Genomic DNA, 26,910 nt, shown 5'->3' with positions numbered 1-26,910 from the left:
ATGGATATTAATAATAAAACAGTCGTGATCACTGGTGGTGCGCAAGGCTTAGGTCTTGCCATGGCGACTGAAATGGCAAAGCATGGGGCAAAACTCGCCCTGATTGATATGCAAGAAGACGTTTTAGCAGAAGCGAAGCACGAACTTGCTCAATTCGGCACACAAGTTAACACGTATGTCGCTAATGTTAGTCAAGAATCAGACGTGGAAAGTGTGTTTAATGCCATCGTAAATGACTTCGGCGATATTTCGGTATTAATTAATAATGCGGGGATTTTGCGTGATGGTTTGCTGCTCAAAGCAAAAGACGGGCAAGTCATCGATAAAATGTCGCTTTCGCAATTTCAATCCGTTATTGATGTCAATCTTACAGGTGTTTTCCTGTGCGGCCGCGAAGCTGCTGTCAAAATGGTAGAAGCGGGTAACGGTGGCGTGATCATTAATATGTCTAGCGTTGCGCGCGCTGGTAATATGGGACAAACCAATTATTCAGCGGCAAAGTCTGGTGTCGTTGCGATGACTACCAGTTGGGCTAAAGAATTAGGTCGTTTTGGTATTCGCGTGGGCGCAATTGCACCAGGTGTGATCCGTACAAAAATGACCGATGCAATGAAGCCTGAAGCCAAAGAGCGGCTAGTGAAAATGAAGCCTGTAGGACGTCTTGGCGAAGCGCAAGAAATTGCCCACACAGCAAAATATATCATTGAAAACGATTTCTTTACGGGACGTGTCGTTGAGATTGACGGCGGCATTCGCCTGTAATGAAAAAATAGGCTTGGTTTTACAACGTGTAGTCCAAGTTCCTACTTGAGTGTGTGAAGCGGCAATGCAAATTGCCGCTTTTTTATTTAAAAGACCCTAAATGCTTGAGGAGAAGTGCTTGAAGTTATCTGGAATACATCACGTTGCTGTTATTTGTTCTGACTACCAAAGATCAAAAGTGTTTTATACCGAAGTACTTGGGTTGCGCGTACTCCGTGAGAACTATCGAAAAGATAGAGCGTCCTATAAATTAGATCTTGCGCTGCCAGATGGCAGTCAGATTGAGTTGTTTTCGTTTCCAAACCCTCCAAAACGACCATCACACCCAGAAGCGCAAGGACTGAGGCATTTAGCATTTAGTGTATCGGATATTGATGCTTGCATTGCACACCTTGTGCAGTATCAAGTGGCTGTAGAGCCTGTTCGAATAGATGAATATACAGGCAAACGGTTTACCTTTTTCAGCGATCCTGATGGTATGCCGCTGGAGATTTATGAGCAATATTAAGATGATAACAACTTTAAAAGGGCTAAATTATGTATGAGATGTTAGTGGCGATGGAAATTCATAACAGCGAGCGATATGCCAAATATCGTGAAGCGATGAAGCCAATCTTAAGACAATATGGTGGTGGATTTAGTAACGATTTTCATATTGCAGAAACCTTGCTAACAGAGGGACAGTGCCAAGCTAATCGACTTTTTACCATATATTTTCCTGATCAAGCTTCAATGGAGTCCTTCTTCAGTGATGCTGAATATGTAGAGATAAAGGCGCGATACTTTGAAGATAGCGTCAGTGGGTTTGATATTTTGGCGAGCTACATTAGGTAAGGCTAAAACAAGGAGCAAAATTGGGTAAAGTTTATTCTATGTGGGTCGATAACGTTTAATAACTCCGCGGTAAATTGAATTTGTAACAAGGATATAGGTTATGAATATAAAGCCACAATTTCACACCAACCATGTCAGTGTTGGTGCTCCATCTTCGTCGAAAGAAATGCAAGACGCACTCAAAACGCTCGCAAAAGATAGACCTGATGAAGAGGTATCCCAATTTCCAGATGTGAATAGTGAGTTCACAATTGATTTTTCCTACACCGAATCACCTGTCTCATATGATAGAGACTTTATGCGTAATTTTGAATTCAGAATGTTAGGCATGAAAAGTTACGGTATTCACCGAGAGCACATAGGGACGGATGAAAATGGTCGTATCTATAAAGATACTTACGGTGATTTTGAAGGCCGAGAAAAAATTGATGAATTTTTAGCAATCTTCGACCATTTGAATGAAGAACAACAGACTAAATTTGCACACTTCAAGCCCACAGAATCGCTTCTAGACGTGGCTAACAGATTAACGGATGAAGAGCTTGGTCAGCTCACCGATTTTATCGTTCAGTCACTTAGTGTTAACAGCTTTGGTCAAAGGGGTGAAGACTACTCAGAAAAGTTGATTGATAAACTGAGCAGTATGTCTGATGAGTTATTAAAAGACACCGTAAAAACCATGTCTAGCTTAATGGAACAGGCTGAAAACAAAGTTTTTTCAGATCCAGCGTTGCCAGCTTATTTATTGGATGAAGACGGTAGAACAGACATGGACTTAACTGTGCGAGAGGCAGATCTTTTCGACCAGTTTAATGCGTATGGTGACATGAACAACCAATTATTAAATGACTATGCAAAATTTGTCATTGATAACAAATTCTCAGACGGTGATCTTTTAGATCTGAACGCGCATTTAGCAAATTCTGATTTTGATACGAGTCGTGGCATGCTAGATATGGCAACCTTGGTTAAGGCAAATGACCGAACTACTTTTATAGAAATGTTAAACGAAGTGGATACGCGGGAGCCGAATAACCTGTTCGCAAGATTGAGCAAACTCAATTACGAAAATGAGAATACAGAATACTTTAGAACTGACAATCGAGAATACGTTAAATTTAAAGGTGCACCAGCTGACGATAACGAAAAAAGTAGGTTATACAATCAGCTGATAAAAGCCTATGAAAATCAGGGACTCGGTTGGATGAATGACGTAATGGAGCAGTCAGAAGGTATACCTGTGCGAGCTGAGCTCAATATGTGGCTATCTATTTTAGAAGATGTTGAAGAAAACCCCGATGCGTTTAAACGCTCAGACTCTGTTGAAACTTGGATGGAGCGCAATTTATCTGGAATTGTAAATGACTACTATCAAGGCATAAAAGAAAAGGTATTTGCGCATAATGAGGAACTAGATAACTTTCTCAATATGTCTATGCTTGAAAGAATTGAACTCGATACAATTAAACTTGACGAACAAACTTCTACAGCTGAATAGAGAAAGATCTATTACATCCCAAATATTGTTCTACACTTAATTAAGAACGAAACAAGCTAGTTAATTCAAAGGCTTGTTTCGAGGTGAGTCTTGACTATATAACGCAGCAACTTTGTTAAGGGAGAGTTTAATGCGCGGCGTGATATTTAGAGGTTTAGAAGAATTAGTTGTAGAAGCGATTGGCATGCAAGCTTGGGATGAGTTACTCGAAGCACATGCACCTGAGGGAAGGGTTTATGTTTCCCCTACATCCTACCCAGATGCAGAGTTATTTGCGTTAGCACAAGGCGTTGCTGACAAATTGAATAAGCCATTGACAGATGTATTGGCCATTTTCGGACAGTCGTTATTTGGATTTTTGGCGGAAAAGCACAAAGGAATCTCGTCAAAATTTGCGTCGTTTGAAGAATTGGTTTTATCTATCGATAGCGTGATACACATGGAGGTAAAAAAGCTTTACGATGAGCCGAATCTCCCCTCAATTGCGGCGATAGTGAAAGATGACAAAACTATCGTATTAGAGTATTGCTCGAATCGTAAATTGTGTTTTTGTGCGGAAGGGCTACTTTATGGTGCCGCCCAATTTTACAGTCGCAAACTAAAAATTGAACATCCACAGTGCATGCACAGCGGCGCTAAACATTGCGTACTCATTCTGCATTTGGATTAATTCGATGTCTGAATATAACGACTATAAAAAGGCGTATCTAAGAGAGCGTCGTGCACGTGATGAAGTCGAGTCATTACTTGAAGAAAAAACGCGTGCGTTATATTTGGCTAACCAAACACTTGAACGTCAATTAGCGCAGCTTAAGAATCAACAAGCTGTATTAATAAACAACGAACGTATGGCGACGTTAGGGACACTATCTGCAGGCGTTGCACATGAATTAAATAACCCGCTGGCATATGTGGCGGGGAACCTTGAGTCACTTAATTACTATATCTCGCCAATCTTGCAGTTGCTTGAGACAGTAAAATTACTTGAGCAAAATGAATTGAGAGGAGAGCAATTAGAAACTCGCCTTATTGATATATATTTAAGGCAACGTATTGACGAAATTACGAATGATTTGCCGGATCTCGTTCACGATACGCTGCACGGCTGCGAGCGAATTAAAACCATAGTAAATGATTTAATGAATTTCTCTCGCTCCAATAACGATAGTTTCGGTAGGGCGTCTCTAAAGTCTATTGTTGAAGACACACTTCGTTTACTTCATGGTCAGCTCAAGGGATACGAGCTAACCGTCGCGGTCGAAGATGTGCCAAATATCTATTGCAAGGAGGGGGCGCTAAAACAGGCGATCATCAATCTGTTGGTGAATGCTAAATATGCGGTAGACATGAGCCATAAGTCGCATAAATCAATAGAAGTGTTACTCGCACCGGGTAACGATCAAGATATTATCTTAAGCGTTAGCGACAACGGAGTTGGAATAGATGCTGATGTGCTTCCTAGATTGTTCGATCCTTTCTTTACGACTAAGCCTGTCGGCGAAGGTACGGGCATGGGACTTGCTGTTACTCATGCGATTGTAAAAGAGCACAAAGGGAAAATTGATGTTCAAAGTCAAGAAGGAGTGGGTAGTCAGTTTACTATTTCCTTTCCTTTGGAGCAGTGAGAAGCTTGCACCTGTCCCCACTTTGTAATACGTTAATCGACTAAATTAGACATATTATCAGTGATTTTCATCTGAGGTTTTGAGCCTCATCTTTTAATTGGATACTTAAACGTAATAGGGAAATTATGACGATTGAAATGAAAGTACCCGTGTTGCCTGAGTTAATAGATACTGCAAAAATTGCAACACTCTATGTAGCTGAAGGACATCAAGTTGCAAAAGATCAAGTCTTATGTGATATCGAAACGAGTAAGGTCGTATTGGAGCTACGAGCGCCAGAAGCCAGCCGTATCGGTAAAATCGTGGTGAGCGAAGGCGATGTTTTGAAAGCTGATGCGCTTATTATGTCAATCACTCCGGATCCAGAATTAAACCACTTAGTTGCACTTGAATCGAAGAGAGTTCATCAGCTGCTCAGTAATGAAGACATCACTACTGACCACGAGTTGAAAGGAAAAGGCAATATTGACGTGCAGATCGATGTATTACCCGATTTTGTCGAGAGTGCAACGGTTATTGAAATCTATGTTAAAGAAGGAGATATGGTTGCTTGTGGCGATAGGCTTTGTGATGTTTATACTGACAAGGCCATCCTTGAAGTTTGTGCTCCCAATGATGGCGTAGTGTGCGATTTTATCAAAAAGCTTGAGCAAGCAGTCGTTGCAGGTGAAACGATCGTCACTTTGTATCACCCCGAGTATATTGCGCCTGAGACTACACTTCCTGAATCGGAAGAAGATAATACTGATACCTTAATAGCTCAAGTATTGTTAGATCCAGCTTTGGATAATGAACCTTCTACGCAGGTCGAGCTTAATAGGCCTTCTCATCAGGCTACATGTGATAGTTTAGAAGCGCATAAAGACATAGCGGCAGTCGAAGCAACCGATAGCACGGTTATTGACGCACAGCTTAAAAATGAATCTCCCCCTTTTAGTACTCAAACTGGCGATAGCTATGTTGATTTTACAAATGACCATGTTGGTCCAGCTTCAACGGTTTTACGATCAGAGTCTGCAGTGATATCGAAGAGAGTTCAACTCATGCTCAGTAATGAAGACATCACTACTGAGCATGAGTTGAAAGGGAAAGGCAATATTGACGTGCAGATTGATGCATTACCCGACTTTGTAGATAGTGCGACAATTATTGAAATCTATGTTAAAGAAGGAGATATGGTTGCTTGTGGCGATAGGCTTTGCGATGTTTATACTGACAAGGCCATCCTTGAAGTTTGTGCTCCCAATGATGGCGTAGTGTGCGATTTTATCAAAAAGCTTGAGCAAGCAGTCGTTGCAGGTGAAACGATCGTCACTTTGTATCACCCCGAGTATATTGCGCCTGAGACTACACTTCCTGAATCGGAAGAAGATAATACTGATACCTTAATAGCTCAAGTATTGTTAGATCCAGCTTTGGATAATGAACCTTCTACGCAGGTCGAGCTTAATAGGCCTTTTCATCAGGCTACATGTGATAGTTTAGAAGCGCATAAATACATAGCGGCAGTCGAAGCAACCGATAGCACGGTTATTGACGCACAGCTTAAAAATGAATCTCCCCCTTTTAGTTCTCAAACTGGCGATAGCTATGTTGATTTAACAAATGACCATGTTAGCCCAGCTTCAACGGTTTTACGATCGGAGTCTGCAGTGATTGCCCATGTAAGAGAAGATTGTAGCAAAGACACTCAAGAAGGAGGTGCAAGCTCTGGCAAAGTGTTTACGTTTGCCGCCAGTGTAATCGTTATTGCGCTGGCAGGTTATTTTTTGCTGGTATAGCTTCGCGCTTGTAGCAGCTGCAAAGAAGTTAGCCAGCTATTTTACTCAAAAAGGAGATTTTTAATGAGTTATAATGTCATTGCATATCAAGTTGATGCAGAAAAAGTAAAAGCGGTGTGGGGAAGTAAAGATCAGCAATTTTTGGATAGGTTTTTATCCAAATATCGAGATGAAATTGCAGGGCAAGAAGAAGAGCTGGATGTTAAGGGATATGCCGCTTGCATGGCGAATATTATAAATGGAACGAGTATAGATGAGGACGACGAAGACAACTTTATTTACGGTTATTTATATGAAATGCTGTGCCAAGAATTTGGTGAGATGGTTCGCCATGATGACTTTCTAGACATAATGGAAGATGTGACGCCATCTAATCATAAAGCATTTATTCCTATCCCCAATAATGATGATTGGCCTGAATTCTACAGTGTCCCTTTTGAAGAATTAGAGTCGGGTCGACAGGTTTTTCTTGGTAGTGACGAACCATATACGAAGGAAACTTCCTACATAGAAACGGTAAACTTCATTTTCGATACAGCAGTTCAAAACCACAAAGCTTTGGTTTTCTTTGGTTATTGATTTGAGGTCTCAATCTACCGATTAAAATTTCTGACAATAAATACGGCGCTGTTTGGAGGTGGTCATTTAAATGTGACACAAAAGGTCGCACCACCCATATAATTTTGACATGTAACATCTAATGTGGCGTGATGTAAATCGACTACCTCTTTTACAATAGCGAGACCAAGACCACTGCCAGTCATTGATGACTGCTCTTTGCGCCAAAAACGCTCGAAGATTTTTTCATAATTTTGGATATCGATCCCAGGGCCGCTATCCATAACTTCGATACATTTTCCAGAGGCCTTTACTTTAATCTGAGCTTGCTCAGTACTGTGGCGTAGGGCATTTTCGATGAGATTCTTTATCATGATATGAATGGAGGACTGATCGCCTGTAATTACTTCTTCAGTATCATCAATTTCCAGTTCTAGCCGTTTATCCATGGTGACAGATAATGGCGCCAGCATCATACAGGCTTCTTTCGCTAACGGTACAATACTGAGCGAATGCTTTTCGTAAGCGTTAAGGCTCTGCGCACGAGACAGGTCTAACAATTGCTGTACAACACGTGTCATATAACTTACATCCGCCAAAATACCAGAGTGGGTGTGTTTATCTAACTGGGCGAGTTCAACACGGGTATTGAGAATTGCAAGCGGGGTTTTTAACTCATGGGCTGCGTTAGCAACAAATCGTTTTTGTTCATCAAAACCTGTTTCGACTCTTGCCATCGCTTGATTCAACGAATGCACAATGGGAACGATTTCAACAGGGAGACCTTGCTCACTTAGCCTAAAATTGAGTTGTTCAGGCCTTATCCTTTGAAGTTGTTCCGCAACGCTTTTCACGGGCCGAACAATAGAGCGAATAGACAGATATCCAACAACCATAAACACTAAAAATGCCGCGCTGATGATAAAAATAGAGACTTGGCTCAGTACGGGCATGACAGCTTCATTGGCAAGCTCGCCAATAAGATCATTTCTGCCCAAATCGATGAACACTGGGACGGTGTCAATGTTGGTTTCGATGCGATAACGATCAATACCATTAAGGTGAGAATATCCAAGGGGGATATCTTTAGTATCAATCAATGCTTGCAACGCCGAGGAACTACTCTCATTGGTCGTAGACTGCAGCAAAACAGTACCAGTTTGTGCGTGTGTGACGCGAAACACGAGGTTATTGTACAAAGCATCATAGCCCCATTTCTCAGCCACGCTGTCAGATTGATATATTAACTTATTCGTATTATCAAAGTAGAGTTGCTCTTGAATGTCTTCACTCATACCAACCATGCTTTGCTCAACAGCAAGATTGGCATAATTTGTGGAGAATAAATATAAACTAACACCAATCAAGCTGAATACTGCAGATCCAATAATAAAAAAATGCAGAAATATCTTTTTCGCGAGAGAAAGTTGCTTCATGTCAAAATATATCCTATACCGCGCAGTGTATTGATAGTTGTTTGTGCATTGGACGATTCTAGTTTTTTGCGGATCCTGTGCACTGCAACTTGGATTGCATTATCCGTTACTTCGAAACCCATGGCATAGATAGCATCGTAAAGCGCATCTTTGCCCACGGTTAAACCTGCATTTCTGATCATATATTCTAAAATGGCAACTTCCGTTTTCCCCATCGCTAAATTTTCACAGCCAACGGTGACACGACGTGCCTTTGTATCAACAGCAAGATTGTTATGTGTTAATAGATTTCCGGTGTAGGTACTCGGGCGACGCAGCAATGCTCGAAGTCTTGCCTTAAGCTCGTCAATCGCGAAGGGTTTATTCAGGTAGTCATCCGCACCCAAATCAAGTCCTTTGATGCGATCATCGACACTGCCACGCGCGGTGAGGATCAAAATTGGTAATGCATTTTGTTGTTTTCGAATTGAGCGAATAACCTCTAAACCATCTTTATCTGGCAAGCCTAAATCTAGTATGAGGGCATCATACTGCCAGCTTTGCATTAACTGTTCATTTTGTGCAGCAGTTGCAGCAATATCAGCGGCGTGACCATCTTGAGTAATTGCTTGCTGTATAAATGTCGCAAGCTGCTGATTATCTTCAGTGATTAGCACTCTCATTGAATTAATATTTCCTTATTTTCTGTTTCTAGTTGTGGTTTTTGAAAACGTTTACTTGATAGTAAAAACTTCAGTATAAGCGGCAATATCAGCATCGTAAGCAAAGTTGAAGTCAGCAAACCTCCAATTACTGCAAAGGCTAATGGTGGCCACAAAGGGCTTGCACTGGAAGTTAGCGGCAACATGCCAACTATGGTTGTTAATGTAGTTACTATAACAGGACGAAGACGCGTTTGTACCGATAAACAAATTGCCTGCGATAGCTCTGTGCCTTGATTTAAATGTTCAAGAGTATGCTCAATCAGCAAAATTGCGCTGTTCACTACAATACCCATAAGCGCGAGCACACCTAATATTGACATAAAGCCAAAGGGTACTCCGACGATAGATAACATAGCCGGCGCTCCTACAACGCCGAGGGGAATAGTTAGCATCACCAATATTGCTAAACGATATGAATTAAACTGCAACATTAATGCCCCAAATAACAATGCGATTCCAAAAGGAAGTGTTTGTAGTAAAGCGCCATTAGCCTGTTCTGATTCTTCCAATTCCCCGCCAAACATTAACGTCACTTGATGTTGCTGCGCGATTTTTAGCAAGGTCGGATGTAACGCTTCGAGGATTTCTTCTTCGTCACTTCCCATAGCGACATCTGCTTTTATAGACATTACAAACTTGCCATCGCGCCTTTCAATAAATGGTGGTGTGCCAATAACCTCGGCATTCAAGACCGCAAATAGGGGGATGCTTAATTGGTTGGGTAGCATGATTTGAGTATTTAAAATATCAGTACTACTTTGATTAGAAGTAGTGTCAACAATCATCAAATCTATCGGTTCGAAATTATAATCAAGAGTTGTTACTTTTAGTCCAGAGCTACGCCATGCGATATATTCGGCAATATCGCTGCGTGCTAAACCCAAGGCTGATAAGGTAAGTTGCTGAGCTTCTAAGTTAATGGTAGGAGCGCCCAAACTATAATTACGATATGGGGAAGTGATTTTAGGGTGCTGTCTGAGGTGCATAAGCATAGCTTCAGCGCTTGCGAATAGAGCCTTGCGGTCATTGCCACTCAACCTCAACTCAATCGGGCTTTCAATAGGAGGTCCTTGCCCGAGCTCACGGGCGTTGATTAAGATTTCAGGAAATTGCTTGTTTAAATTACTATCGATGAAGCGCGAAAATTCAGGCGGGTTAACATCATCCTGCAACGTTAGTACAACTCGAGCAATATGGGATTCATTTGGTTTTTGCGCAAGGTTATAGTAGAACCTTGGACCTGAAAAGCCGCTAAATACCATCGCTTCGCTGACTTCAGGATACTGAAGGGCATACTCGGCGATTTGATTTGCTGTCTTGGTTGTAGCTTCTATGTGGCTAGCTAACGGCAATTGGACGTCAATATAAATCTGATTGCGGTTAGCATTTGGGAAGAACTTGCCGTTGGCATTGGGTAGCGACAGTAAAGTGCATAGCATGACAGTAGCGGCCACAATCGTGTATACGGGATGTTGTAATGTTTTATGAGCTAGCTGATAGCCAAATGTTGAAAGTTTCTGAGTAACGGTTTCCTGCCACCTTTCTAGCCAAGGGATGGAAATAGGGAAATAAACAAAAAGTACAGGAAGCAGTAGTAAAGCTGCAATATAGCTCAATGAGATGCAGATGATAACGAGCACTGGAATAGTAGCAATGAAATCAGCGACACTGCCTTTTGCCAACAGCATGGGAACGAAGGCTGCGATAGTAGTCATTGTTGCCGCCGCAAGCGGTTTTTTCAATTCGTTCACAGAGTGCGTCAAGGCAGATCTCATCGTAAACCCTTTGCTGCGAAAATAACTCAGGCGCTCAGCTACGATAATGCAATTATCAACCATCAAGCCCAGTGAGAGTACCAAGCCAGCAATGGTCATTTGGTGAATAACGCCATCGAAAGTAATAAATAACGCAAGTGACGAAAACACGATAGCGGGTACGGTTAAACTAATAACAATCGCACTTTGTACCGAGAGAAATAGTAATAAAACAACGCAAATAGCGATACAGCTTTGAATTAGAGAATTTACTAATCCTTCACGGCGTTTTTGAGACCAGTCGGGCTGGAAAATCTCAAGTTTAATGGGAGCATCTGTAAATCGTGCATTAATGTCGGCAATAGCTTGTTTGATAGTATCCCCTGCGTTAGCGATATTATGCTGGTTGGGCGGTAGAGATAATGCAATACCGATGACTCGCTGACCATTTTTCCAAAATTGCTCGCTTGAAGTTGGGGCAGTCCGGTAGCCAATATCAGCGAGAGTGCTGAGTGGGATTTTTGACCCGTCAGGTGTTGTTATTTGTACGTCTTTTAACTGAGCGTCGTTACGCAGGTGATTGACAGGCAATAGCGATAGCGCACTTAGATTTTGCGACAATACGCCAAGGCTATCTTGCTGATTGGCATCCCGTAGCTGTTTTGCAATCTCTGCTGGCGAGAGGCCAAAAGCGAGCATTCGCTCTTGAGAATAGGAAATAGCCAATTCAAGCCCGGGGTCGCCTACTAGCGAGGCACTTCTCACAACGTCGAGATACTCAAGCTCATCACGTACTTCGAGGGCGAGCTTTCTATCTGCTGTTAATCCTTTTCCCGTGCGCACGGTTAAGACTATCCCTTGAGTATCTTGTGCTCGATCTACTACATAGAATTGGCTATCAGCTAAGCTTGCACCCAGTGGTGCTACTTCATCTTTGATGCGTTGCCAAACTAAAGCGGTATTATACACTTGCTCTTTAAGCTCAATATCGATAACAGCACTTCCTGTTCTTATCCGTGCGTGTATGGTATTAATCTCATCAATTTTTGCTAAACGTCGCTCAAGTGGCTTAACAACGACATCATTGAGTTGAGTGACACTAGCACTTGGATTTACAATTTGAATAAAGCCATTTCGATAGGGGAAGCTGGGGTCCTCCTGACTTTTTGCTTTAAACCAGCCTACAATACCTGTGAATACAAGCAGCAGAGTTAGCCCGAGTACTAGACGTGGAGTGAGATAATTAGATGGGAGAAGCTTATCCATAAACTTCCTCCTGTAACCTATTGATAGGTCTGCCAGTAATGCTTGTAAATAAGCGCTGCTGAAGTCGGTTAAATACAAAGTGCGAGAATAGGACTAATAAGCTTCTACTTTTGTTCATGAGACTCACCTTCCAGTAGCGCTAAGTTAAAATTTAACTTGGCCTCCGATGTGATGAGTACGTTTTTACCCATCAGTTTTGGTGCTGTGACTATGACTTGGTTATCATCATTGTCAAAAATAGTCACATCGCGTCTTTGGACCTTGGGTTCAGTAACCAGCACATAGGCTTTCCCCAAGGCATCATAGTGGATTGCGTTGCTTGGCACTTTATAGAGTGGTGTATTGGTGATAGGGAGCTCAAGACGACTATGCAGGCCAACTAGTTCAGAGTCACTCACTTCCAAATCGACGATAAGTTTAAAAAGCTTACCAACGGCATTAGAGGGTAAACCTTTCTCTATAATTTTACCGCTTAGACTTTTGCTTAGCGAAGGAATGGCTATGTGAACGGTTTGGTTAAGTTGTAAAGCAATAAATTCTTGTTCAGGGAGCTGAAATTCAGCCTTTAGCGTAGATAATGTCTGGAGTTGGAAAATTGGCTGTCCCGCAGAGACAACATCACCTGAACGAGCGTAAATATTGGTGACGATACCTTCCTTTCGAGCGAATATTTTGTTCTCATTCAGTGCATTCTTTGCCTCTTCAACCTGAGCTTGTGCTGCTTGGACTTGCTGAGTTGCAATATTAAACGCAAGCCTTGCGGACTCAAATGCAGAATTTGCTATAAGCTTCTCCGTAAAGAGCTTTTTAGCTCGGTCGAAATCAATCTGTGTCTTTTGCTCAGTACGTTTAGAACTGGCTAGTAACGCTTGCTTTTCACGCAGCTGTGCGCTAAGTCTTGGAGAATAGAGGGACGCTAGCACGTCTCCTTTTTTAACTAATTGACCTGAGTAGGCATATAAAGACTCAATTCTCCCTTGTGACAGTGAAGCAACATAGACAACATTACTACCTGTGATACGACTATAAAAATGCTTCGTCGGAATAGTTGTAGCTAACTCTACAGGTACTGAAATAAGCGTCGTTGAGCGTTTTTCTGCAGTAGTCTCTAGGTTTGAAGGATCACCGCAGCCCTGAAGCGTTAAGGTGATCGTCATTATTGCTAATCTAAAAAACATACACATACCCAAGCAAAACTTGTACGTTGCCAGAGGCATCGATAAGGGGAGAATCTTTTATTTCATCACCGTAACTGGTGTAACTAACATCAGCTTTAAGCATATGATGTTTACCAAAAAACCAATCGCTTTGAATACCGACTTCGAGTGCAGTGCTGGATTCACCAAGGTAATTGGGTCGAGAACTTAATGCTTCGTTTACTCTGACACCATAGTAATAATCAACAAGGTCTTCACTTTGAAAGTTCGCAGCGATATACGGGTATACTCTGCCGTCAGCAAATCTAAATGGTACACCATAGCTTACGCTGGCTTCATAGCCTTCGTGTGTACTACTCACGTCATGCATAAATTCGAATCCAAATTCACCAAAGCTAGTATCATATTCTGCTTCAAATCCAGCATCGAAACTCATATCTCTGTCTTCCATGCCAGTAAAGAACTTGCTATCAGCTGCCTCGAATCCATCTAACCGTAATTGAGCACCCACACTGATTTCAAATTGTTCGGCTTGATATAGTTTATAGGTTGCTCTTGGCCCTAGTAGGTTGAAGTCGCCATATTGTATGGCGATGGCCGGTACAAACTCTGTTTCATTTCCAATATCTATATAACCTTGGTCCTGAGCAATAATAGCGCCGCCGATCCCCCATTTTAGCGCTTCTGATTGGGGCTGCTGTTCAGCAAACGCTGACGAACAACAAAAGAATGAAAGAGAAGTAGTGATCGTTAATAGTAATCTAGCCATAGTCAGTATTCCTTGAGTTTAAGTAATCATGTTGATGTGGCTAGAATAGAAAAAGAAACTTTCTCGAAACTTACAGCTCAGTAATTAATCATATAAACTCAAAATTCCTTTGTTCGTATTGCCGTTATGACTGCAAAAGCTTAGTATCAGGTAACTTCGCAAGCATTTGAGTGCTTGGTGTATAAGAATCAAAACCGATTTGCTGGATAATTTGCTATGAAACGCACTGCGTAAATAACGATAAAGTAAAATGCTATTCGGTAATCTAAAAAGAATAAAAGGGCGAACAATGAGTGAAGAACAAAACCAACCGCAGCAAGAGGCGTTAACACCAGAACAACAGCAGCAAAGATCAATACAATGGCAGCGTAGCTGCGTACAAGCTGCACAAAAACATCTCGCGGATAAAGGGGTGTTACCGCAGAGTATTATTGAAAAAGAATGTCGCTATATTGAACCATTGGTTGCGCTTTGGAAAATCAAAGGTCAAAACGGCAAAAAGTATTGGGTGATCACAGGTAATCTACCAACGGATCATATTGAGGCATCAGCAGCCGCTACAGCTCGTGAAGCACTGCGCTATTTTTCATTCCATTGGCAGATGAAAGCGGAAGAAATTATGTCTGCAAAGCCAGTAGAAAAAACACAAGCCCAGTTTGCTAATCTACTAGTAAACCGAGCTCACGGTCTATATGACCTTTTCGCTAAAGATGAACTTTGGGCTAATGAAGCATCGTAAACGGATCCATCTTGAGTGATTGGATAGGGCATTTCAAGCGCTGTCTTGGAATGCCTGCTTCCATAAATACGTGACCATGTGTAGAAAACCCTGATTGTAAAAATTCGGGCACTTCATCCAAAATGCATTGGATAAAAACATCTTCAAAGCCTTTGTCTTTTGCCAAGTCAACAAGTCCCCCAATCAATGAGGCATAAGCTTCTCGATTACGGTGAGATTTGAATATCGCGATACGGCTTAACAAGCCGTCTTCACACAGTCGTCCTGTGCCAACTGGCCCATCGAATTCGTCAATAATAATTAAGTGTTCAGCAGTGATATCCTGCTGATCAAACTCAACTTCTTTAGGAATGTGAAGTTCATACACAAATACGCGCTCGCGTATCGCTTTGAGCTCCAATTTTTTGGTTTGCCAAGTTACTCTACTGATCCTATAACTCATACTGCCCCCATCTACAGATTGCACCTGCATTCCCTGTTTAGTGACAAGCTAGAGCTTGCGAAAACCTTGAAGATCAAGGCTTTCGCGGCATATTGTTGTTTTTGTGAACGCGGCTATCTTGTTCTAACAGGCTCTACTCCCAGCCCTCATCGAAGTCAGCATCGGCTGGATCACTGTCTTCAACGAAGTAGGTCCCATCATTAATCAGTTTAGTTAACGTTTGTTTAAATTCCAAACTATTTAATGCAGGAATTATTGCATTAAACTCAAACTCAACATGATCGCTTAGCTGCTTTACGGCATCTAAACAATGATGGTCTAATTCATAGTTTTCACCATTAACACTGAACAAAATATGATCGTCACAGATTTGGTAAATCGCACGTACTCCACCAGCGCGATAAACCAATGGGTTATCTTTGGCGATCTCGAGAAGCTCCTGAGGATCAATTACGGGGTCTAATGGCGCGAGATCCATCTCATGTTTTGGTTCGCTGAGTGTTTTTCCAAGCCATTGACTGTATAGTGCTTTATCTTCAAGTAAAGCATTGAGCAGAGACTTTATCTGTTGTTGGTCGTCGCAGGTCACTTCGCCAATAGACGCTCTGCGTTGTAATTCTGGATCGCTAAAACGGCGTTTTCCAGCTTCCATATCAATTACGTGATCAGCAAAGCTTGAAAGCAAGTCTTTTTGATCAGGCGCTCTAAAGCCAACTGAGTAGTTTAAAGCATCCTCAACTGCATAACCTTCGTGAGGACAAGCTGGTGGAATATATAAGATATCACCCGGTTCAAGAACTGCATCAATGACCGCTTCGAATTGCTCTACTTGTAATAGACTCTTGTTGCGCGCAAATTGCTTTAGGCTGTTGTCGCGTTCGCCGACTCGCCAATGACGTTTACCTTGTCCTTGAATTATAAAAACATCATATTGATCTAAGTGCGGACCAACGCCACCACCAGGCGTCGAAAAGCTGATCATCAGATCGTCTATACGCCAATTTGGTATAAATCTAAACGCTTCTATTAATTGTGCGGCTTGTGGGTGCCAGTGATCAACGGCTTGGACCAACAGGGTGCTGTTGCTATCGGTGAGTAAATCAAATTGTTTAAAAGGGCCGTGATGGGCTTCCCAGTTATCATTGTGATTAGTAACAATTCGAGATTCTATGCATTCTTCAGTTGCAAGGCCGGCAAGTTCTTCTGGCTCAATTGGGTCTTCAAAGTCTCGGAATCCTTGCTTGATGAGTAGTGGCTTCTTTTGCCAATACTGGGCAAGAAATTGTTCGAAGGTAAGGTCATTTATTTGCAGTTGATACATAGGGAGATTCCAGTAATAAAAAAGCGAAAGAGTGCACTCTTTCGCTTATTCTATACCAAGTAGTAAGAAGCTGGTGTCGCTTTATACTTAGTTTAGTTCGTCAATGAACGCTTCAGCACGACCGATATAGTTTGCTGGCGTCATTTCTTTCATTTGTGCTTTTACTTCATTTGGCAAGTCTAGGTTATCGATGAAGTCAGCCATGATTTCTTTGTTTACGCGTTTACCACGAGTAAGATCTTTTAGCTTTTCATATGGTTTTTCGATACCGTACTTACGCATTACCGTTTGGATTGGCTCTGCTAGTAGTTCCCAGTTATCATCAAGCTCAGCAAGTAAACGCTCAGCATTAACTTCTAACTTGCTAACGCCTTTTAGCGTTGCTTGATACGCGATAAGCGCATAACCCATACCAACACCTAAGTTACGTAAAACTGTTGAGTCAGTTAGGTCACGTTGCCAGCGTGAAACAGGTAGCTTTTGTGCAAGATGCGCAAAGATAGCGTTAGCAATGCCAAGGTTACCTTCAGAGTTTTCAAAGTCGATAGGGTTAACTTTATGAGGCATTGTTGAAGAACCAATCTCACCAGCAATGGTTTTTTGCTTGAAGTGGTTTAGCGCGATATAACCCCAAACGTCACGGTCAAAGTCAATTAAGATAGTATTGAAGCGTGCAATCGCATCGAATAGCTCAGCGATATAGTCATGCGGTTCGATTTGCGTTGTGAACGGGTTCCAAGTCAAACCTAGGCTTGATACAAAACGTTCACTGTGTGCATGCCAATCGTAATCTGGGTAAGCGCTTAGGTGAGCATTGTAGTTACCAACGGCACCATTGATTTTACCCAGCATTTGTACGTTAGCAATTTGCTGGCGTTGACGTTGCAGACGAACATACACGTTTGCAAACTCTTTACCCATAGTTGATGGTGAAGCAGGTTGGCCGTGTGTACGAGTCATCATTGGAATTGACTTATACTCAACCGCTTTGTCTTTGATTGCGCTCAGTAGCTCATCACAGTATGGCAGTAATACCGTGTCACGCGCTTCTGTTAGCATTAGGCCATGAGAAAGGTTGTTGATGTCCTCAGAGGTACATGCAAAATGAATAAATTCATTGACGGCATTTAGCTCGGCATTGTCAGCTACTTTTTCTTTAAGAAGGTATTCTACAGCTTTAACGTCGTGGTTAGTGGTGCGCTCAATCTCTTTTACGCGTGCTGCGTCTGCTTCGCTGAAGTTTTCAACGATGCTATCAAGAAGTGCGTTGGCTTCATCGCTGAAAGCAGGTACTTCTTTAATGGCGTCGCTGCTCGCTAGCGCTTGTAGCCAACGAACTTCTACGATGACGCGGTATTTGATCAAGCCAAATTCACTGAAGATGCTTCTCAGTTCTTTGGTCTTGCTACCATAGCGACCATCCACAGGAGAGATAGCGGTTAACGCTGAAAGCTCCATAATAACTCCTAACTATTTGTTTTTGAACGATACTTGGATAGTGGTATTTGAACCACTACGAATTTTATACCAACTTGATTAATTAAGTGGTCTACTTTGAGGCGATAAAATCTAGTCGATAACACCGCTTCCGCATCCTGCTCACGCCAAGCTACCTACATCCATATAGGCAAGGCAAAATTTTGCTATTTAGTGTTCTAAATAAAAAATTTTTAACGCTGTTAGCGTCAGATTTGCTCCCTTCAAATTGAGCAAGTATTAAGACAAATTGGTATTACATATAACTTTTTGCAGCAGTAATGATTTTCTTTTTCGCAAAAAAGAAATGGCGACGTTTACCGCCGAGTTGGCGCCACAGTACTGCACTACGGATCCCCGCGAGTAATAGTGCCCGAATTTTTTGTTGTGTTGCTGTTTGTTTTAATAACTCAGGCTTACCGAATACTTGGATCTTAGGACCAAGAGGGCTTATCACTTGACCGTAAATGTCGGCAAGTGCGGCAACAACTTGACTTTCACAGATATCAAAGTGTAATAACTGGCGCTCAACTTGCTGAATTTTTTGTGCTAACAAATCAAGAGATTTGCTATCGTTACTTAGCACTCGCTCTAATTGCATCATCGCGCCAACATATTTAACCATTTCAACGTCTTTTTCGCCGCCAGCCGAAAGCTGTTCAATTAGTGTTCGACAGCCTGTTTTGATGGCAAATTTGTCTGGGTAAACGTCCTCTGGGCGTTCAGGAGAAGTGTTAATAATGCTTTTTAAAAAGCCCTCAACTTCGTTTTCATTGAAGGTGCCGTAACGCGCACATTTTTGTACCAGTTTACTGATCTGACACATTGCCGCCAGAGGCATTACGTATTGGTTTTGCATTATTTAATCACCGACTCAATAATACCGCCGCCAAGGCACACGTCATTTGCGTAGAATACCGCAGATTGTCCAGGAGTTACGGCTTTTTGTGGCTCATCGAATAGCACACGTGCCATACCATCTTGGCCAACTAATAACGTACAAGGGATGTCGGTTTGGCGATAACGTGTTTTTACCGTGCAGCGAGTTGTACCTTGCGGACCTACGCGGTCGACCCAATGTAGTTGATTTGCGTTTAAACCGTTGCTGAACAGGCGAGGGTGGTTTTTACCTTGACCAACAACCAGTACATTACGTTCGATATCTTTATCGACCACATACCAAGGTTCGCCGTTGCCTTCTTTTGAACCACCAATTAATAGGCCCTTACGTTGACCTAGCGTGTGGTACATCAAGCCTTCATGCTCACCAACATGATTACCTTCACAATCTTCAATCACACCAGGCTGCGCGGGCAAAAATTTGGCAAGGAAGTCTTTAAATTTGCGCTCGCCGATAAAGCAGATCCCGGTTGAATCTTTTTTATCGTGCGTGATTAAGCCTTGATCTTCTGCAATTTTACGCACTTCTGGCTTTTCAATTTCACCCACAGGGAAGAGTGTTTGCGCAATATGTTCATGGCTTAATGTGTAAAGGAAGTAGCTTTGATCTTTGTTCTCGTCATCTCCACGAAGCATAACGAATTTACCGTCACGCTCCGCGCGACGAACATAGTGGCCAGTTGCGATATAGTCCGCGCCCAACGCTTCTGCTGCAAACTGTAAAAATGCTTTAAATTTGATTTCTTTGTTGCACATGATGTCTGGGTTTGGTGTACGGCCAGCCTTGTATTCTTCAAGGAAGTGTTCAAACACATTGTCCCAGTATTCAGCAGCAAAGTTCACTGTGTGTAGCTCAATACCTAACTTATCACACACTGCCTGAGCATCTTTTAGATCTTCAGCTGCTGCACAATACTCATCATTGTCATCTTCTTCCCAGTTCTTCATAAACAGGCCTTCAACTTGATAGCCTTGTTGTTTTAAAAGGTAGGCAGATACAGAAGAATCTACACCGCCGGACATTCCGACAATGACTTTAATGTGACTATTATCGCTCATAATTTCGCTATTAATCTTAATGCTCAGATAGAAAGCGCTTATTATACTCAAATCTCTTTAAATTGCACGTCCGTGAGGCGTTCAAGCGCAGGAGAAAAGTCCTAGTAGGAAATGCTAAAGCACTCGATATTCACCGTTTTTAAGATCGCCCAGACTATATTTGCCTATTTGTGCGCGAATAAGTCTAAGCGTGGGATGACCAATATGCGCCGTCATACGACGAACTTGTCTATTACGTCCTTCTTTGATGGAAATAGAAAGCCAGGTTGTCTGGATATTTTTGCGTTCTCTAATCGGCGGGTTACGTGGCCAAACATTGGGCTCAGTTATTACTTCTACTTTGGCAGGTAAAGTTGGACCATCTTTTAGTTCTACACCGTTTCTAAGCGCATTTAGGCTTTCGCTACTTGGCTCTCCTTCGACCTGAACCCAGTAGGTTTTATAGGTCGATTTTTTAGGAGAAGTCAGGGTGTTTTGTAATTTACCGCAGTTGGTCAGTAGCAATAGTCCCTCACTATCTCTATCCAAGCGACCTGCTGCATACACATCTTTGATATCAATAAAGTCAGCCAATGTTTGACGATTTTGATCATCAGTAAACTGACACAAAACATCAAAAGGTTTATTAAATAGAACGACTTTTACTTGCTCTGGCGGTAAGGCGGGTTTTGACTGCCGATTAGTTATTGGTTTTTTCCGCGTTGTGGTGTGTCTAGAGAATGCGGGCTTGTTAGCATGTGATTTTCTTTTGTTATTTGTGCTGGCTCTACTACTTGTGTTCATCGCCACATTCCTAAGGTTCACGAAAAATGGCATTTTAGCGTAATTGCTCGCGAGTGTCGCCTGAAAGCAAAAAAGCGACCCTTGGGCCGCTTTTTGACTGTTATCTGAAGATTACAGTGACGCTAATACGTCGTTAAATACCGCAGAAGGACGCATAGCTGCGAACGCTTTGTCATCTTCCGGCTGGTAATAACCACCAACATCCATTGCTTGACCTTGTGCTTCATTCAGTGCTGCAACAATATCAGCCTCTTTTGCTGTTAGTTCCGCAGCAACATTTTCAAACTTAGCTTTAAGCTCTGCATCTTTGTTTTGTGCAGCAAGCTCTTGAGCCCAGTACATTGCGAGGTAGAAATGGCTACCACGGTTATCAAGCTCTTTCACTTTACGTGAAGGTGACTTGTTTTCATCTAAGAATTTAGCCGTTGCTGCATCTAATGTATCTGCAAGTACTTGTGCCTTAGCATTACCCGTTGTTTGGCTCAAATGCTCAAAAGAAGCAGCAAGTGCAAGGAATTCGCCTAGCGAGTCCCAACGCAAGTGGTTTTCTTTTTCGAACTGTTGTACGTGTTTTGGCGCAGAACCACCCGCACCAGTTTCAAATAAACCACCGCCATTCATTAGTGGAACGATAGATAGCATTTTTGCACTGGTACCAAGCTCTAAAATTGGGAATAGGTCAGTTAGATAGTCACGTAACACGTTACCCGTTACTGAAATAGTATCTTCGCCTTTTTTCATGCGCTCTAGTGAGTATAGCGTTGCATCTACTGGTGCTTTGATTAGGATTTCAAGGCCATCAGTGTCATGCTCAGGCAAACATGCGTTTACCTTTTTGATAAGTTCAGCGTCATGAGCACGGACTTCGTCTAACCAGAAAACGGCAGGTGTATTCGTTGCGCGAGCACGGTTAACCGCTAGTTTTACCCAGTCTTTGATCGGTGCATCTTTCACCTGACACATACGCCAGATGTCGCCTTCAGCAACGGTATGCTCAAGTAAAGTGTTGCCCGCAGCATCAACAACGCGGATTGTGCCAGCTGATGGCGCTTCAAACGTTTTGTCGTGTGAACCGTACTCTTCCGCTTTTTGTGCCATTAGACCGACGTTAGGAATTGTACCCATAGTACGTGGGTCAAATGCACCATTTTCTTTACAGAAATCGATAGTTGCGCCGTACACACCTGAGTAACAACGATCAGGGATCACAAAAGCAGTATCTTGTTGTTTACCTTCAGCATTCCACATCTGACCGCTTGAACGAATTGCTGCAGGCATTGATGCATCGATGATCACGTCACTAGGTACATGCAGGTTTGTAATACCACGGTCTGAGTCTACCATCGCGATATCAGGTGCTGTCTCGTAAACTGCTGCAAGGTCAGCTTCGATTTCTTTGCGCTTCGCGTCGTCCAACGACTCAATTTTTGAGTACACGTCGCCAACACCGTTGCTTGCATCAACACCGATTTCAGCAAATGTCGCCGCATGCTTTTCGAATACGTCTTTGTAGAATACTTTTACAGCATGACCAAAGATGATTGGATCTGACACCTTCATCATGGTTGCTTTCATGTGTAGCGAGAATAAAACGCCTTTATCTTTTGCTTCTTGTACTTGCGCTGCTAAGAATTCACGTAGTGCCTGTACACTCATACGAGAGGCGTCAATGATTTCACCCGCAAGTAGTGGTGTGCTTTGTTTAAGTACGGTGATGTCACCATTGCTCGCCACGTGTTCAATACGAACATCAGTCGCTTCAGTAACCGTTACCGACTGTTCAGAACCGAAGAAGTCACCGTCAGCCATTGATGCAACATAAGACTGTGAATCTTTAGACCAAGCACCCATTGAATGCGGGTTTTTACGAGCGTAGCCTTTGACTGAAGTTGGGGCACGGCGGTCTGAGTTACCTTCACGAAGTACAGGGTTTACTGCACTGCCTTTGATTTTGTCATAACGTGCTTTAACATCTGCTTCTTCGTCTGTTTTGGCTTCAGAAGGATACTCTGGGAGCGCGTAACCTTTAGCTTGCAATTCTTTAATCGCTGCACGAAGTTGTGGAATTGAAGCACTGATATTAGGTAACTTGATGATGTTAGCTTCAGGCGTTTTAGCAAGTGCACCTAGCTCAGCGAGTGCATCACCAATACGTTGTTCTTCTTTTAAGTACTCAGGGAAAGTCGCAATGATACGTCCTGCAAGTGAAATATCGCGAGTTTCAACTTCGATATTTGCAGGCTTAGTGAATGCTTGGATGATTGGCAATAGCGAGTAAGTTGCGAGAGCCGGGGCTTCATCTGTTTTGGTATAGATAATTTTCGATGTCATCATCATTCCTAGATAGTTGTGGGCTGTTACGCCGTTCAACAATTGCTAATAGGACTAAGCAACGCAATTTTCACACTCAACAACGTGTTGTTGTAGCCGGTTTAAACTGGACCAGTTCACTAAGCGATTAGTGAAAGATGCAAAAAACCTCGACAATCCTCGTTAGGATCTATGTCTAGGTAGCGCAGCATTAGCAAGTTTGTTAGGTATTTATACTTTTGGCTTATCACAATAACTGGTATTCATTCAGCATTGAAATGCATCAAAGTAGCAATATCTAACCAACCTGAAATTGACTTTGCAAGCGTGCTTTAGTCTAACAGTGTTTGCATATGGGGGCTAATTATTAAATTTAAAGTGCAAAAGTGAAAAGTTATAACAAACTTGATAAAGGAAAGGCTGAAAATTTCTTTTAGATTTGGTGGAGCGATTCAAAGAGAGGAATAAGCGAGCACTCATGTAACCCGCTTTAGCCAAAAACTACTTAACACTTATACAACATCTTCCGTAATTGGAGCGATGTTGGTTGCGTGTAGACCCTTAGGTCCTTGTTGTAGCTCGAATGATACATCCTGACCAGCTTTAAGCGTCTTGTATCCATCCATTACAATCGTTGAGTAATGAGCAAAGATATCTTCGTCACTGCCGTCTTCTACGATGAAACCAAACCCTTTGGCGTTATTGAACCATTTGACTTTTCCGCAAGCCATACTTCTACATCCTTCTATAAGTTGACTAAATTAAAGTTAATCTACTCTTTTAATTTTGCTAAACTGCCCATAGATTAGACAGTCATGTAAGACTGTAGTTTATATGAGCAAGCAGTCAAGTTTTTTGCTCTTTTTTTTAACATTTTATTTATTTCTCAAATCTATTTGCTTGAGTATATAAGACAAGACTATATTTATTATGAGTGGGACAAAAGATTCTGGTGTATTGGACGCCGTTCGCGAGGAACAGAAGCAGCAGCTTCAACCGCCGCGAAAATATAAAGTGATTTTGAATAATGATGATTACACGCCCATGGATTTTGTTGTCGAGGTATTGACGACATTCTTCAATATGGATAGCGAGAGAGCAACTGAGGTGATGCTTGAAGTGCATCACAAGGGAAAAGCGGTATGTGGAGTATACCCTGCTGACATAGCCCATACTAAGGCTGAGCAGGTAAACCGATATGCTCGTGACAACGAGCACCCGCTGCTCTGTAGTTGTGAGCAGGAATGACCTATAAATTTCTTGTTGGGGGTTGCCAATGCTAAACAAAGACTTAGAACTTACTCTTAATGCCGCGTTTCGCGAGGCTCGTTCTCGCCGTCACGAATTTATGACGGTTGAGCATTTATTACTTGCATTGATCGATAACCCTTCTGCTAGTGAGGCGCTTGATGCTTGTGGTGTCGATATGGATACCTTGAAGCGCGAGTTATCAGAGTTTATTGATGAAACTACGCCTGTTATTCCTGATTTAGAGGAAGACAGAGAAACACAACCAACACTTGGTTTTCAACGTGTGCTACAACGCGCTGTATTCCATGTTCAATCCTCTGGTCGCTCAGAAGTGACTGGAGTAAATGTACTTGTTGCTATTTTTTCTGAGCAAGAAAGCCAAGCTGTTTATTTACTGAAAAAGGCTGACGTGAGCCGCTTGGATATCGTTAATTTCATTAGTCATGGTATCTCTAAGATTGAAGATGATCACGAGCAAGAAGATCATGAAGAAATGCAAGACGATAGCGGTGAAATGCAACAGGAAGAGAAAACCAAGCTGGAAAATTTCACTTCTAATCTAAATATTCAAGCGGAATCTGGCCGCATTGATCCGCTGGTTGGTCGTGATGAGGAAGTTGAGCGTACGGTTCAGGTACTGTGCCGTCGTAAGAAAAATAACCCATTACTCGTTGGTGAAGCGGGGGTTGGTAAAACCGCGATTGCTGAAGGTTTAGCGTATCGAATAGTTAATAATCAGGTACCCGATGTAATTGCCGATGCAGTGGTTTACTCACTGGATATGGGGGCATTACTTGCGGGTACAAAATATCGCGGTGACTTTGAGAAGCGCTTTAAAGCGCTACTAAAAGAACTTCAATCGAAACCTCATGCGATATTATTTATTGATGAAATCCATACCATTATCGGCGCTGGCGCTGCTTCAGGTGGTGTGATGGATGCGTCTAATCTAATTAAGCCACTATTATCGAGTGGACAGCTTCGCTGTATGGGCTCAACAACATATTCTGAATTCAAGAATATTTTTGAGAAAGACAGAGCGTTAGTGCGCCGCTTCCAAAAAATTGATGTGGTTGAACCAAGCGTCGAAGATACCACTAAGATTTTACATGGTTTGAAAGAGCGTTATGAAGAGCACCACGGTATTCGTTACACGCAAAAAGCGTTAAAAGCGGCAGCTGAGCTGAGCGCTAAATATATCAATGAGCGCCATTTGCCTGACAAAGCAATCGATGTCATTGATGAAGCGGGCGCCAGTCAGAGGCTACAGCCAACTTCAAGACGTAAGAAAACGATTAATGTGTCGGACATTGAAGCGATTGTGTCTAAAATGGCGCGTATTCCACAGCAAAGCGTGTCATCTAGTGATAAAGAAACGCTCAAGAATCTTGATCGTAACTTGAAGATGCTGGTGTTTGGCCAAGATGAGTCGATTGACGCGTTAACATCAGCAATTCGCTTATCACGTTCCGGTCTTGCTAATGAAGACAAGCCTGTAGGTTCATTCTTGTTTGCAGGTCCTACAGGGGTCGGTAAAACCGAAGTAACCAAGCAACTTGCTAAGTGTATGGGCATAGAATTTATTCGCTTCGACATGTCTGAGTATTCTGAGCGCCATGCCGTTAGCCGCCTGATAGGTGCGCCTCCTGGGTATGTTGGCTTTGAGCAGGGAGGTCTGTTGACCGAGGCTGCAATCAAGCATCCTCATGCAGTGGTGTTGCTCGATGAAATAGAGAAAGCGCACCCAGACATCTACAACATTCTATTGCAGGTTATGGATCATGGTACACTAACAGACAACAATGGTCGTAAGGCAGACTTTAGAAACATTGTGTTGGTGATGACAACAAATGCGGGTGTGCAAGAGACTGTTCGTCAATCGATTGGATTCCAGCAGCAAGACTACTCTCATGATGCCATGGTAGAAATCAATAAGGTGTTCACACCAGAGTTTAGAAACCGCTTGGATAACATCATTTGGTTCAACCACCTAGAGAAAGAAGTTATCTTGCAAGTTGTTGATAAATTCATTGTTGAATTGCAAGCGCAGCTTGATAAGAAATCGGTTAATCTGGAACTTACGGCGCAAGCACGAGATTGGCTGGCAGATCTGGGTTACGACAAGGCAATGGGGGCTCGTCCAATGGCGAGGGTTATTCAGGACAACCTGAAAAAGCCACTTGCCAATGAAATCTTGTTTGGTCATTTGTCTGATGGTGGGACAGTGAAAGTTACAGTGAAAGACAACAAGTTATCCTTTGATTACCAAACGGAAGCGGTGTCAGCATAAAACCTCTGAAGTATTTATAAAAGGCCCAGCGTTGCTGGGCTTTTTGTTATCACTCAGTTTGATGCGGTATTATCGTCTCTCAAACTCAGTGCTAGTCGTTCGTGTATACTAATTGCTTGAATGAACTTGGTATACCTAAGTAACATCTATATGTTGAAGTCGCTTGGGTATCAACGAGTTTACGGCATCAACTTA

The 26,910-nt window shown here is 42.4% G+C and carries 24 protein-coding genes; 11 read left to right on the top strand and 13 right to left on the bottom strand.

Annotated features, from left to right (window positions below; all coding sequences use genetic code 11):
* From MHN30_RS07900 to MHN30_RS07865, 8 genes are all read left to right on the top strand, one after another.
* Positions 1 to 762, top strand: a complete 762-nt coding sequence (locus MHN30_RS07900; protein WP_222240634.1) for an SDR family oxidoreductase — start codon at positions 1 to 3, stop codon at positions 760 to 762.
* Positions 763 to 880: 118 nt separating this feature from the next.
* Complete coding sequence (locus tag MHN30_RS07895) at positions 881 to 1,270, top strand: VOC family protein (protein WP_343224333.1); 390 nt, start codon at positions 881 to 883, stop codon at positions 1,268 to 1,270.
* Between the two features lie 29 nt (positions 1,271 to 1,299).
* Complete coding sequence (locus MHN30_RS07890) at positions 1,300 to 1,596, top strand: DUF1330 domain-containing protein (protein ID WP_239359187.1); 297 nt, start codon at positions 1,300 to 1,302, stop codon at positions 1,594 to 1,596.
* A gap of 100 nt (positions 1,597 to 1,696) precedes the next feature.
* Complete coding sequence (locus MHN30_RS07885; protein ID WP_239359185.1) at positions 1,697 to 3,094, top strand: hypothetical protein; 1,398 nt, start codon at positions 1,697 to 1,699, stop codon at positions 3,092 to 3,094.
* Between the two features lie 130 nt (positions 3,095 to 3,224).
* On the top strand, positions 3,225 to 3,764 hold the full coding sequence (locus MHN30_RS07880; RefSeq protein ID WP_039497675.1) for a heme NO-binding domain-containing protein: 540 nt from the start codon (positions 3,225 to 3,227) through the stop codon (positions 3,762 to 3,764).
* 4 nt (positions 3,765 to 3,768) lie between these two features.
* Complete coding sequence (locus MHN30_RS07875; protein ID WP_239359183.1) at positions 3,769 to 4,719, top strand: ATP-binding protein; 951 nt, start codon at positions 3,769 to 3,771, stop codon at positions 4,717 to 4,719.
* 125 nt (positions 4,720 to 4,844) lie between these two features.
* Positions 4,845 to 6,500 carry a biotin/lipoyl-containing protein gene (locus MHN30_RS07870; protein ID WP_239359181.1) on the top strand — a complete coding sequence of 552 codons (1,656 nt, stop codon included), beginning with the start codon at positions 4,845 to 4,847 and terminating at the stop codon, positions 6,498 to 6,500.
* Between the two features lie 63 nt (positions 6,501 to 6,563).
* On the top strand, positions 6,564 to 7,079 hold the full coding sequence (locus tag MHN30_RS07865) for a hypothetical protein (RefSeq protein ID WP_130164214.1): 516 nt from the start codon (positions 6,564 to 6,566) through the stop codon (positions 7,077 to 7,079).
* A gap of 62 nt (positions 7,080 to 7,141) precedes the next feature.
* Here the strand turns inward: MHN30_RS07865 and MHN30_RS07860 are convergent, their stop codons facing one another.
* The 5 genes from MHN30_RS07860 to MHN30_RS07840 all read right to left on the bottom strand — a co-directional run bounded on the left by MHN30_RS07860 (position 7,142) and on the right by MHN30_RS07840 (position 14,144).
* Positions 7,142 to 8,494 (bottom strand): ATP-binding protein, encoded by a 1,353-nt coding sequence (locus MHN30_RS07860; RefSeq protein ID WP_239359179.1) that lies wholly within the window; start codon positions 8,492 to 8,494, stop codon positions 7,142 to 7,144.
* On the bottom strand, positions 8,491 to 9,156 hold the full coding sequence (locus MHN30_RS07855) for a response regulator transcription factor (RefSeq protein ID WP_099029239.1): 666 nt from the start codon (positions 9,154 to 9,156) through the stop codon (positions 8,491 to 8,493). The genes MHN30_RS07860 and MHN30_RS07855 overlap by 4 nt, the downstream gene beginning before the upstream one ends.
* Positions 9,153 to 12,218, bottom strand: a complete 3,066-nt coding sequence (locus MHN30_RS07850; protein WP_239359177.1) for an efflux RND transporter permease subunit — start codon at positions 12,216 to 12,218, stop codon at positions 9,153 to 9,155. The genes MHN30_RS07855 and MHN30_RS07850 overlap by 4 nt, the downstream gene beginning before the upstream one ends.
* A gap of 104 nt (positions 12,219 to 12,322) precedes the next feature.
* Positions 12,323 to 13,396, bottom strand: a complete 1,074-nt coding sequence (locus tag MHN30_RS07845; RefSeq protein WP_165384102.1) for an efflux RND transporter periplasmic adaptor subunit — start codon at positions 13,394 to 13,396, stop codon at positions 12,323 to 12,325.
* Entirely contained in the window at positions 13,386 to 14,144 is a 759-nt protein-coding gene (locus tag MHN30_RS07840; protein WP_239359175.1) for a MipA/OmpV family protein, read from the bottom strand. The genes MHN30_RS07845 and MHN30_RS07840 overlap by 11 nt, the downstream gene beginning before the upstream one ends.
* A 289-nt stretch (positions 14,145 to 14,433) precedes the next feature.
* Here MHN30_RS07840 and MHN30_RS07835 point away from each other — a divergent pair, with 289 nt between their 5' ends.
* Positions 14,434 to 14,883, top strand: coding sequence for a DUF4826 family protein (locus MHN30_RS07835; RefSeq protein WP_017219474.1), 450 nt, complete (start codon positions 14,434 to 14,436; stop codon positions 14,881 to 14,883).
* Here MHN30_RS07835 and MHN30_RS07830 read toward each other — a convergent pair.
* The 8 genes from MHN30_RS07830 to cspD all read right to left on the bottom strand — a co-directional run bounded on the left by MHN30_RS07830 (position 14,867) and on the right by cspD (position 23,905).
* Positions 14,867 to 15,325: a GNAT family N-acetyltransferase gene (locus MHN30_RS07830; RefSeq protein ID WP_130164209.1), complete on the bottom strand. Its 459-nt coding sequence runs from the start codon at positions 15,323 to 15,325 to the stop codon at positions 14,867 to 14,869. The genes MHN30_RS07835 and MHN30_RS07830 overlap by 17 nt on opposite strands.
* 133 nt (positions 15,326 to 15,458) lie before the next feature.
* On the bottom strand, positions 15,459 to 16,646 hold the full coding sequence (locus MHN30_RS07825; protein ID WP_239359173.1) for a cupin domain-containing protein: 1,188 nt from the start codon (positions 16,644 to 16,646) through the stop codon (positions 15,459 to 15,461).
* 87 nt (positions 16,647 to 16,733) lie between these two features.
* Positions 16,734 to 18,104 carry an adenylosuccinate lyase gene (gene purB / locus MHN30_RS07820; RefSeq protein WP_039497692.1) on the bottom strand — a complete coding sequence of 457 codons (1,371 nt, stop codon included), beginning with the start codon at positions 18,102 to 18,104 and terminating at the stop codon, positions 16,734 to 16,736.
* Positions 18,105 to 18,378: 274 nt separating this feature from the next.
* The gene (hflD, locus tag MHN30_RS07815) at positions 18,379 to 18,981 is read right to left on the bottom strand and encodes a high frequency lysogenization protein HflD (RefSeq protein ID WP_010604919.1); all 603 of its coding nucleotides are present in this window, start codon (positions 18,979 to 18,981) and stop codon (positions 18,379 to 18,381) included.
* The gene (gene mnmA / locus MHN30_RS07810) at positions 18,981 to 20,081 is read right to left on the bottom strand and encodes a tRNA 2-thiouridine(34) synthase MnmA (protein WP_010379287.1); all 1,101 of its coding nucleotides are present in this window, start codon (positions 20,079 to 20,081) and stop codon (positions 18,981 to 18,983) included. Before mnmA ends, hflD begins: the two co-directional genes overlap by 1 nt.
* Positions 20,082 to 20,195: 114 nt before the next feature.
* The gene (locus tag MHN30_RS07805) at positions 20,196 to 20,864 is read right to left on the bottom strand and encodes a pseudouridine synthase (protein WP_239359171.1); all 669 of its coding nucleotides are present in this window, start codon (positions 20,862 to 20,864) and stop codon (positions 20,196 to 20,198) included.
* Positions 20,865 to 20,975: 111 nt separating this feature from the next.
* On the bottom strand, positions 20,976 to 23,195 hold the full coding sequence (locus tag MHN30_RS07800; RefSeq protein ID WP_239359169.1) for an NADP-dependent isocitrate dehydrogenase: 2,220 nt from the start codon (positions 23,193 to 23,195) through the stop codon (positions 20,976 to 20,978).
* A gap of 491 nt (positions 23,196 to 23,686) precedes the next feature.
* A complete protein-coding gene (gene cspD / locus MHN30_RS07795) occupies positions 23,687 to 23,905 on the bottom strand; it encodes a cold shock domain-containing protein CspD (RefSeq protein WP_010379294.1) in 219 nt (72 codons plus the stop codon).
* A gap of 199 nt (positions 23,906 to 24,104) precedes the next feature.
* On the opposite strand from cspD, the gene clpS reads away from it, so the two are divergent.
* Positions 24,105 to 24,422: an ATP-dependent Clp protease adapter ClpS gene (clpS, locus tag MHN30_RS07790; RefSeq protein WP_010379297.1), complete on the top strand. Its 318-nt coding sequence runs from the start codon at positions 24,105 to 24,107 to the stop codon at positions 24,420 to 24,422.
* Between the two features lie 28 nt (positions 24,423 to 24,450).
* Positions 24,451 to 26,715, top strand: coding sequence for an ATP-dependent Clp protease ATP-binding subunit ClpA (gene clpA, locus MHN30_RS07785; protein WP_017219467.1), 2,265 nt, complete (start codon positions 24,451 to 24,453; stop codon positions 26,713 to 26,715).
* Positions 26,716 to 26,910 lie beyond the last annotated feature (195 nt).

Origin of the sequence: Pseudoalteromonas sp. OF7H-1 (genome assembly GCF_022347825.1) — a bacterium.
In the GTDB taxonomy this organism is placed as follows: domain Bacteria; phylum Pseudomonadota; class Gammaproteobacteria; order Enterobacterales; family Alteromonadaceae; genus Pseudoalteromonas; species Pseudoalteromonas maricaloris.
This window is presented reverse-complemented; position numbering and strand designations above follow the sequence as displayed.

Bases quoted from the DNA above. Each gene is read 5' to 3' on its own strand.
- MHN30_RS07900 (WP_222240634.1), top strand. From the start codon at position 1: ATGGATATTAATAATAAAACAGTCGTGATCACTGGTGGTGCGCAAGGC.
- MHN30_RS07825 (WP_239359173.1), bottom strand. From the start codon at position 16,646: ATGTATCAACTGCAAATAAATGACCTTACCTTCGAACAATTTCTTGCC.
- MHN30_RS07865 (WP_130164214.1), top strand. From the start codon at position 6,564: ATGAGTTATAATGTCATTGCATATCAAGTTGATGCAGAAAAAGTAAAA.
- hflD (WP_010604919.1), bottom strand. From the start codon at position 18,981: ATGCAAAACCAATACGTAATGCCTCTGGCGGCAATGTGTCAGATCAGT.
- MHN30_RS07850 (WP_239359177.1), bottom strand. From the start codon at position 12,218: ATGGATAAGCTTCTCCCATCTAATTATCTCACTCCACGTCTAGTACTC.
- purB (WP_039497692.1), bottom strand. From the start codon at position 18,104: ATGGAGCTTTCAGCGTTAACCGCTATCTCTCCTGTGGATGGTCGCTAT.
- MHN30_RS07885 (WP_239359185.1), top strand. From the start codon at position 1,697: ATGAATATAAAGCCACAATTTCACACCAACCATGTCAGTGTTGGTGCT.
- MHN30_RS07880 (WP_039497675.1), top strand. From the start codon at position 3,225: ATGCGCGGCGTGATATTTAGAGGTTTAGAAGAATTAGTTGTAGAAGCG.
- MHN30_RS07870 (WP_239359181.1), top strand. From the start codon at position 4,845: ATGACGATTGAAATGAAAGTACCCGTGTTGCCTGAGTTAATAGATACT.
- MHN30_RS07830 (WP_130164209.1), bottom strand. From the start codon at position 15,325: ATGAGTTATAGGATCAGTAGAGTAACTTGGCAAACCAAAAAATTGGAG.
- MHN30_RS07845 (WP_165384102.1), bottom strand. From the start codon at position 13,396: ATGTTTTTTAGATTAGCAATAATGACGATCACCTTAACGCTTCAGGGC.
- clpS (WP_010379297.1), top strand. From the start codon at position 24,105: ATGAGTGGGACAAAAGATTCTGGTGTATTGGACGCCGTTCGCGAGGAA.
- MHN30_RS07875 (WP_239359183.1), top strand. From the start codon at position 3,769: ATGTCTGAATATAACGACTATAAAAAGGCGTATCTAAGAGAGCGTCGT.
- MHN30_RS07860 (WP_239359179.1), bottom strand. From the start codon at position 8,494: ATGAAGCAACTTTCTCTCGCGAAAAAGATATTTCTGCATTTTTTTATT.
- MHN30_RS07840 (WP_239359175.1), bottom strand. From the start codon at position 14,144: ATGGCTAGATTACTATTAACGATCACTACTTCTCTTTCATTCTTTTGT.
- MHN30_RS07855 (WP_099029239.1), bottom strand. From the start codon at position 9,156: ATGAGAGTGCTAATCACTGAAGATAATCAGCAGCTTGCGACATTTATA.
- MHN30_RS07805 (WP_239359171.1), bottom strand. From the start codon at position 20,864: ATGAACACAAGTAGTAGAGCCAGCACAAATAACAAAAGAAAATCACAT.
- clpA (WP_017219467.1), top strand. From the start codon at position 24,451: ATGCTAAACAAAGACTTAGAACTTACTCTTAATGCCGCGTTTCGCGAG.
- cspD (WP_010379294.1), bottom strand. From the start codon at position 23,905: ATGGCTTGCGGAAAAGTCAAATGGTTCAATAACGCCAAAGGGTTTGGT.
- MHN30_RS07835 (WP_017219474.1), top strand. From the start codon at position 14,434: ATGAGTGAAGAACAAAACCAACCGCAGCAAGAGGCGTTAACACCAGAA.
- MHN30_RS07890 (WP_239359187.1), top strand. From the start codon at position 1,300: ATGTATGAGATGTTAGTGGCGATGGAAATTCATAACAGCGAGCGATAT.
- mnmA (WP_010379287.1), bottom strand. From the start codon at position 20,081: ATGAGCGATAATAGTCACATTAAAGTCATTGTCGGAATGTCCGGCGGT.
- MHN30_RS07800 (WP_239359169.1), bottom strand. From the start codon at position 23,195: ATGACATCGAAAATTATCTATACCAAAACAGATGAAGCCCCGGCTCTC.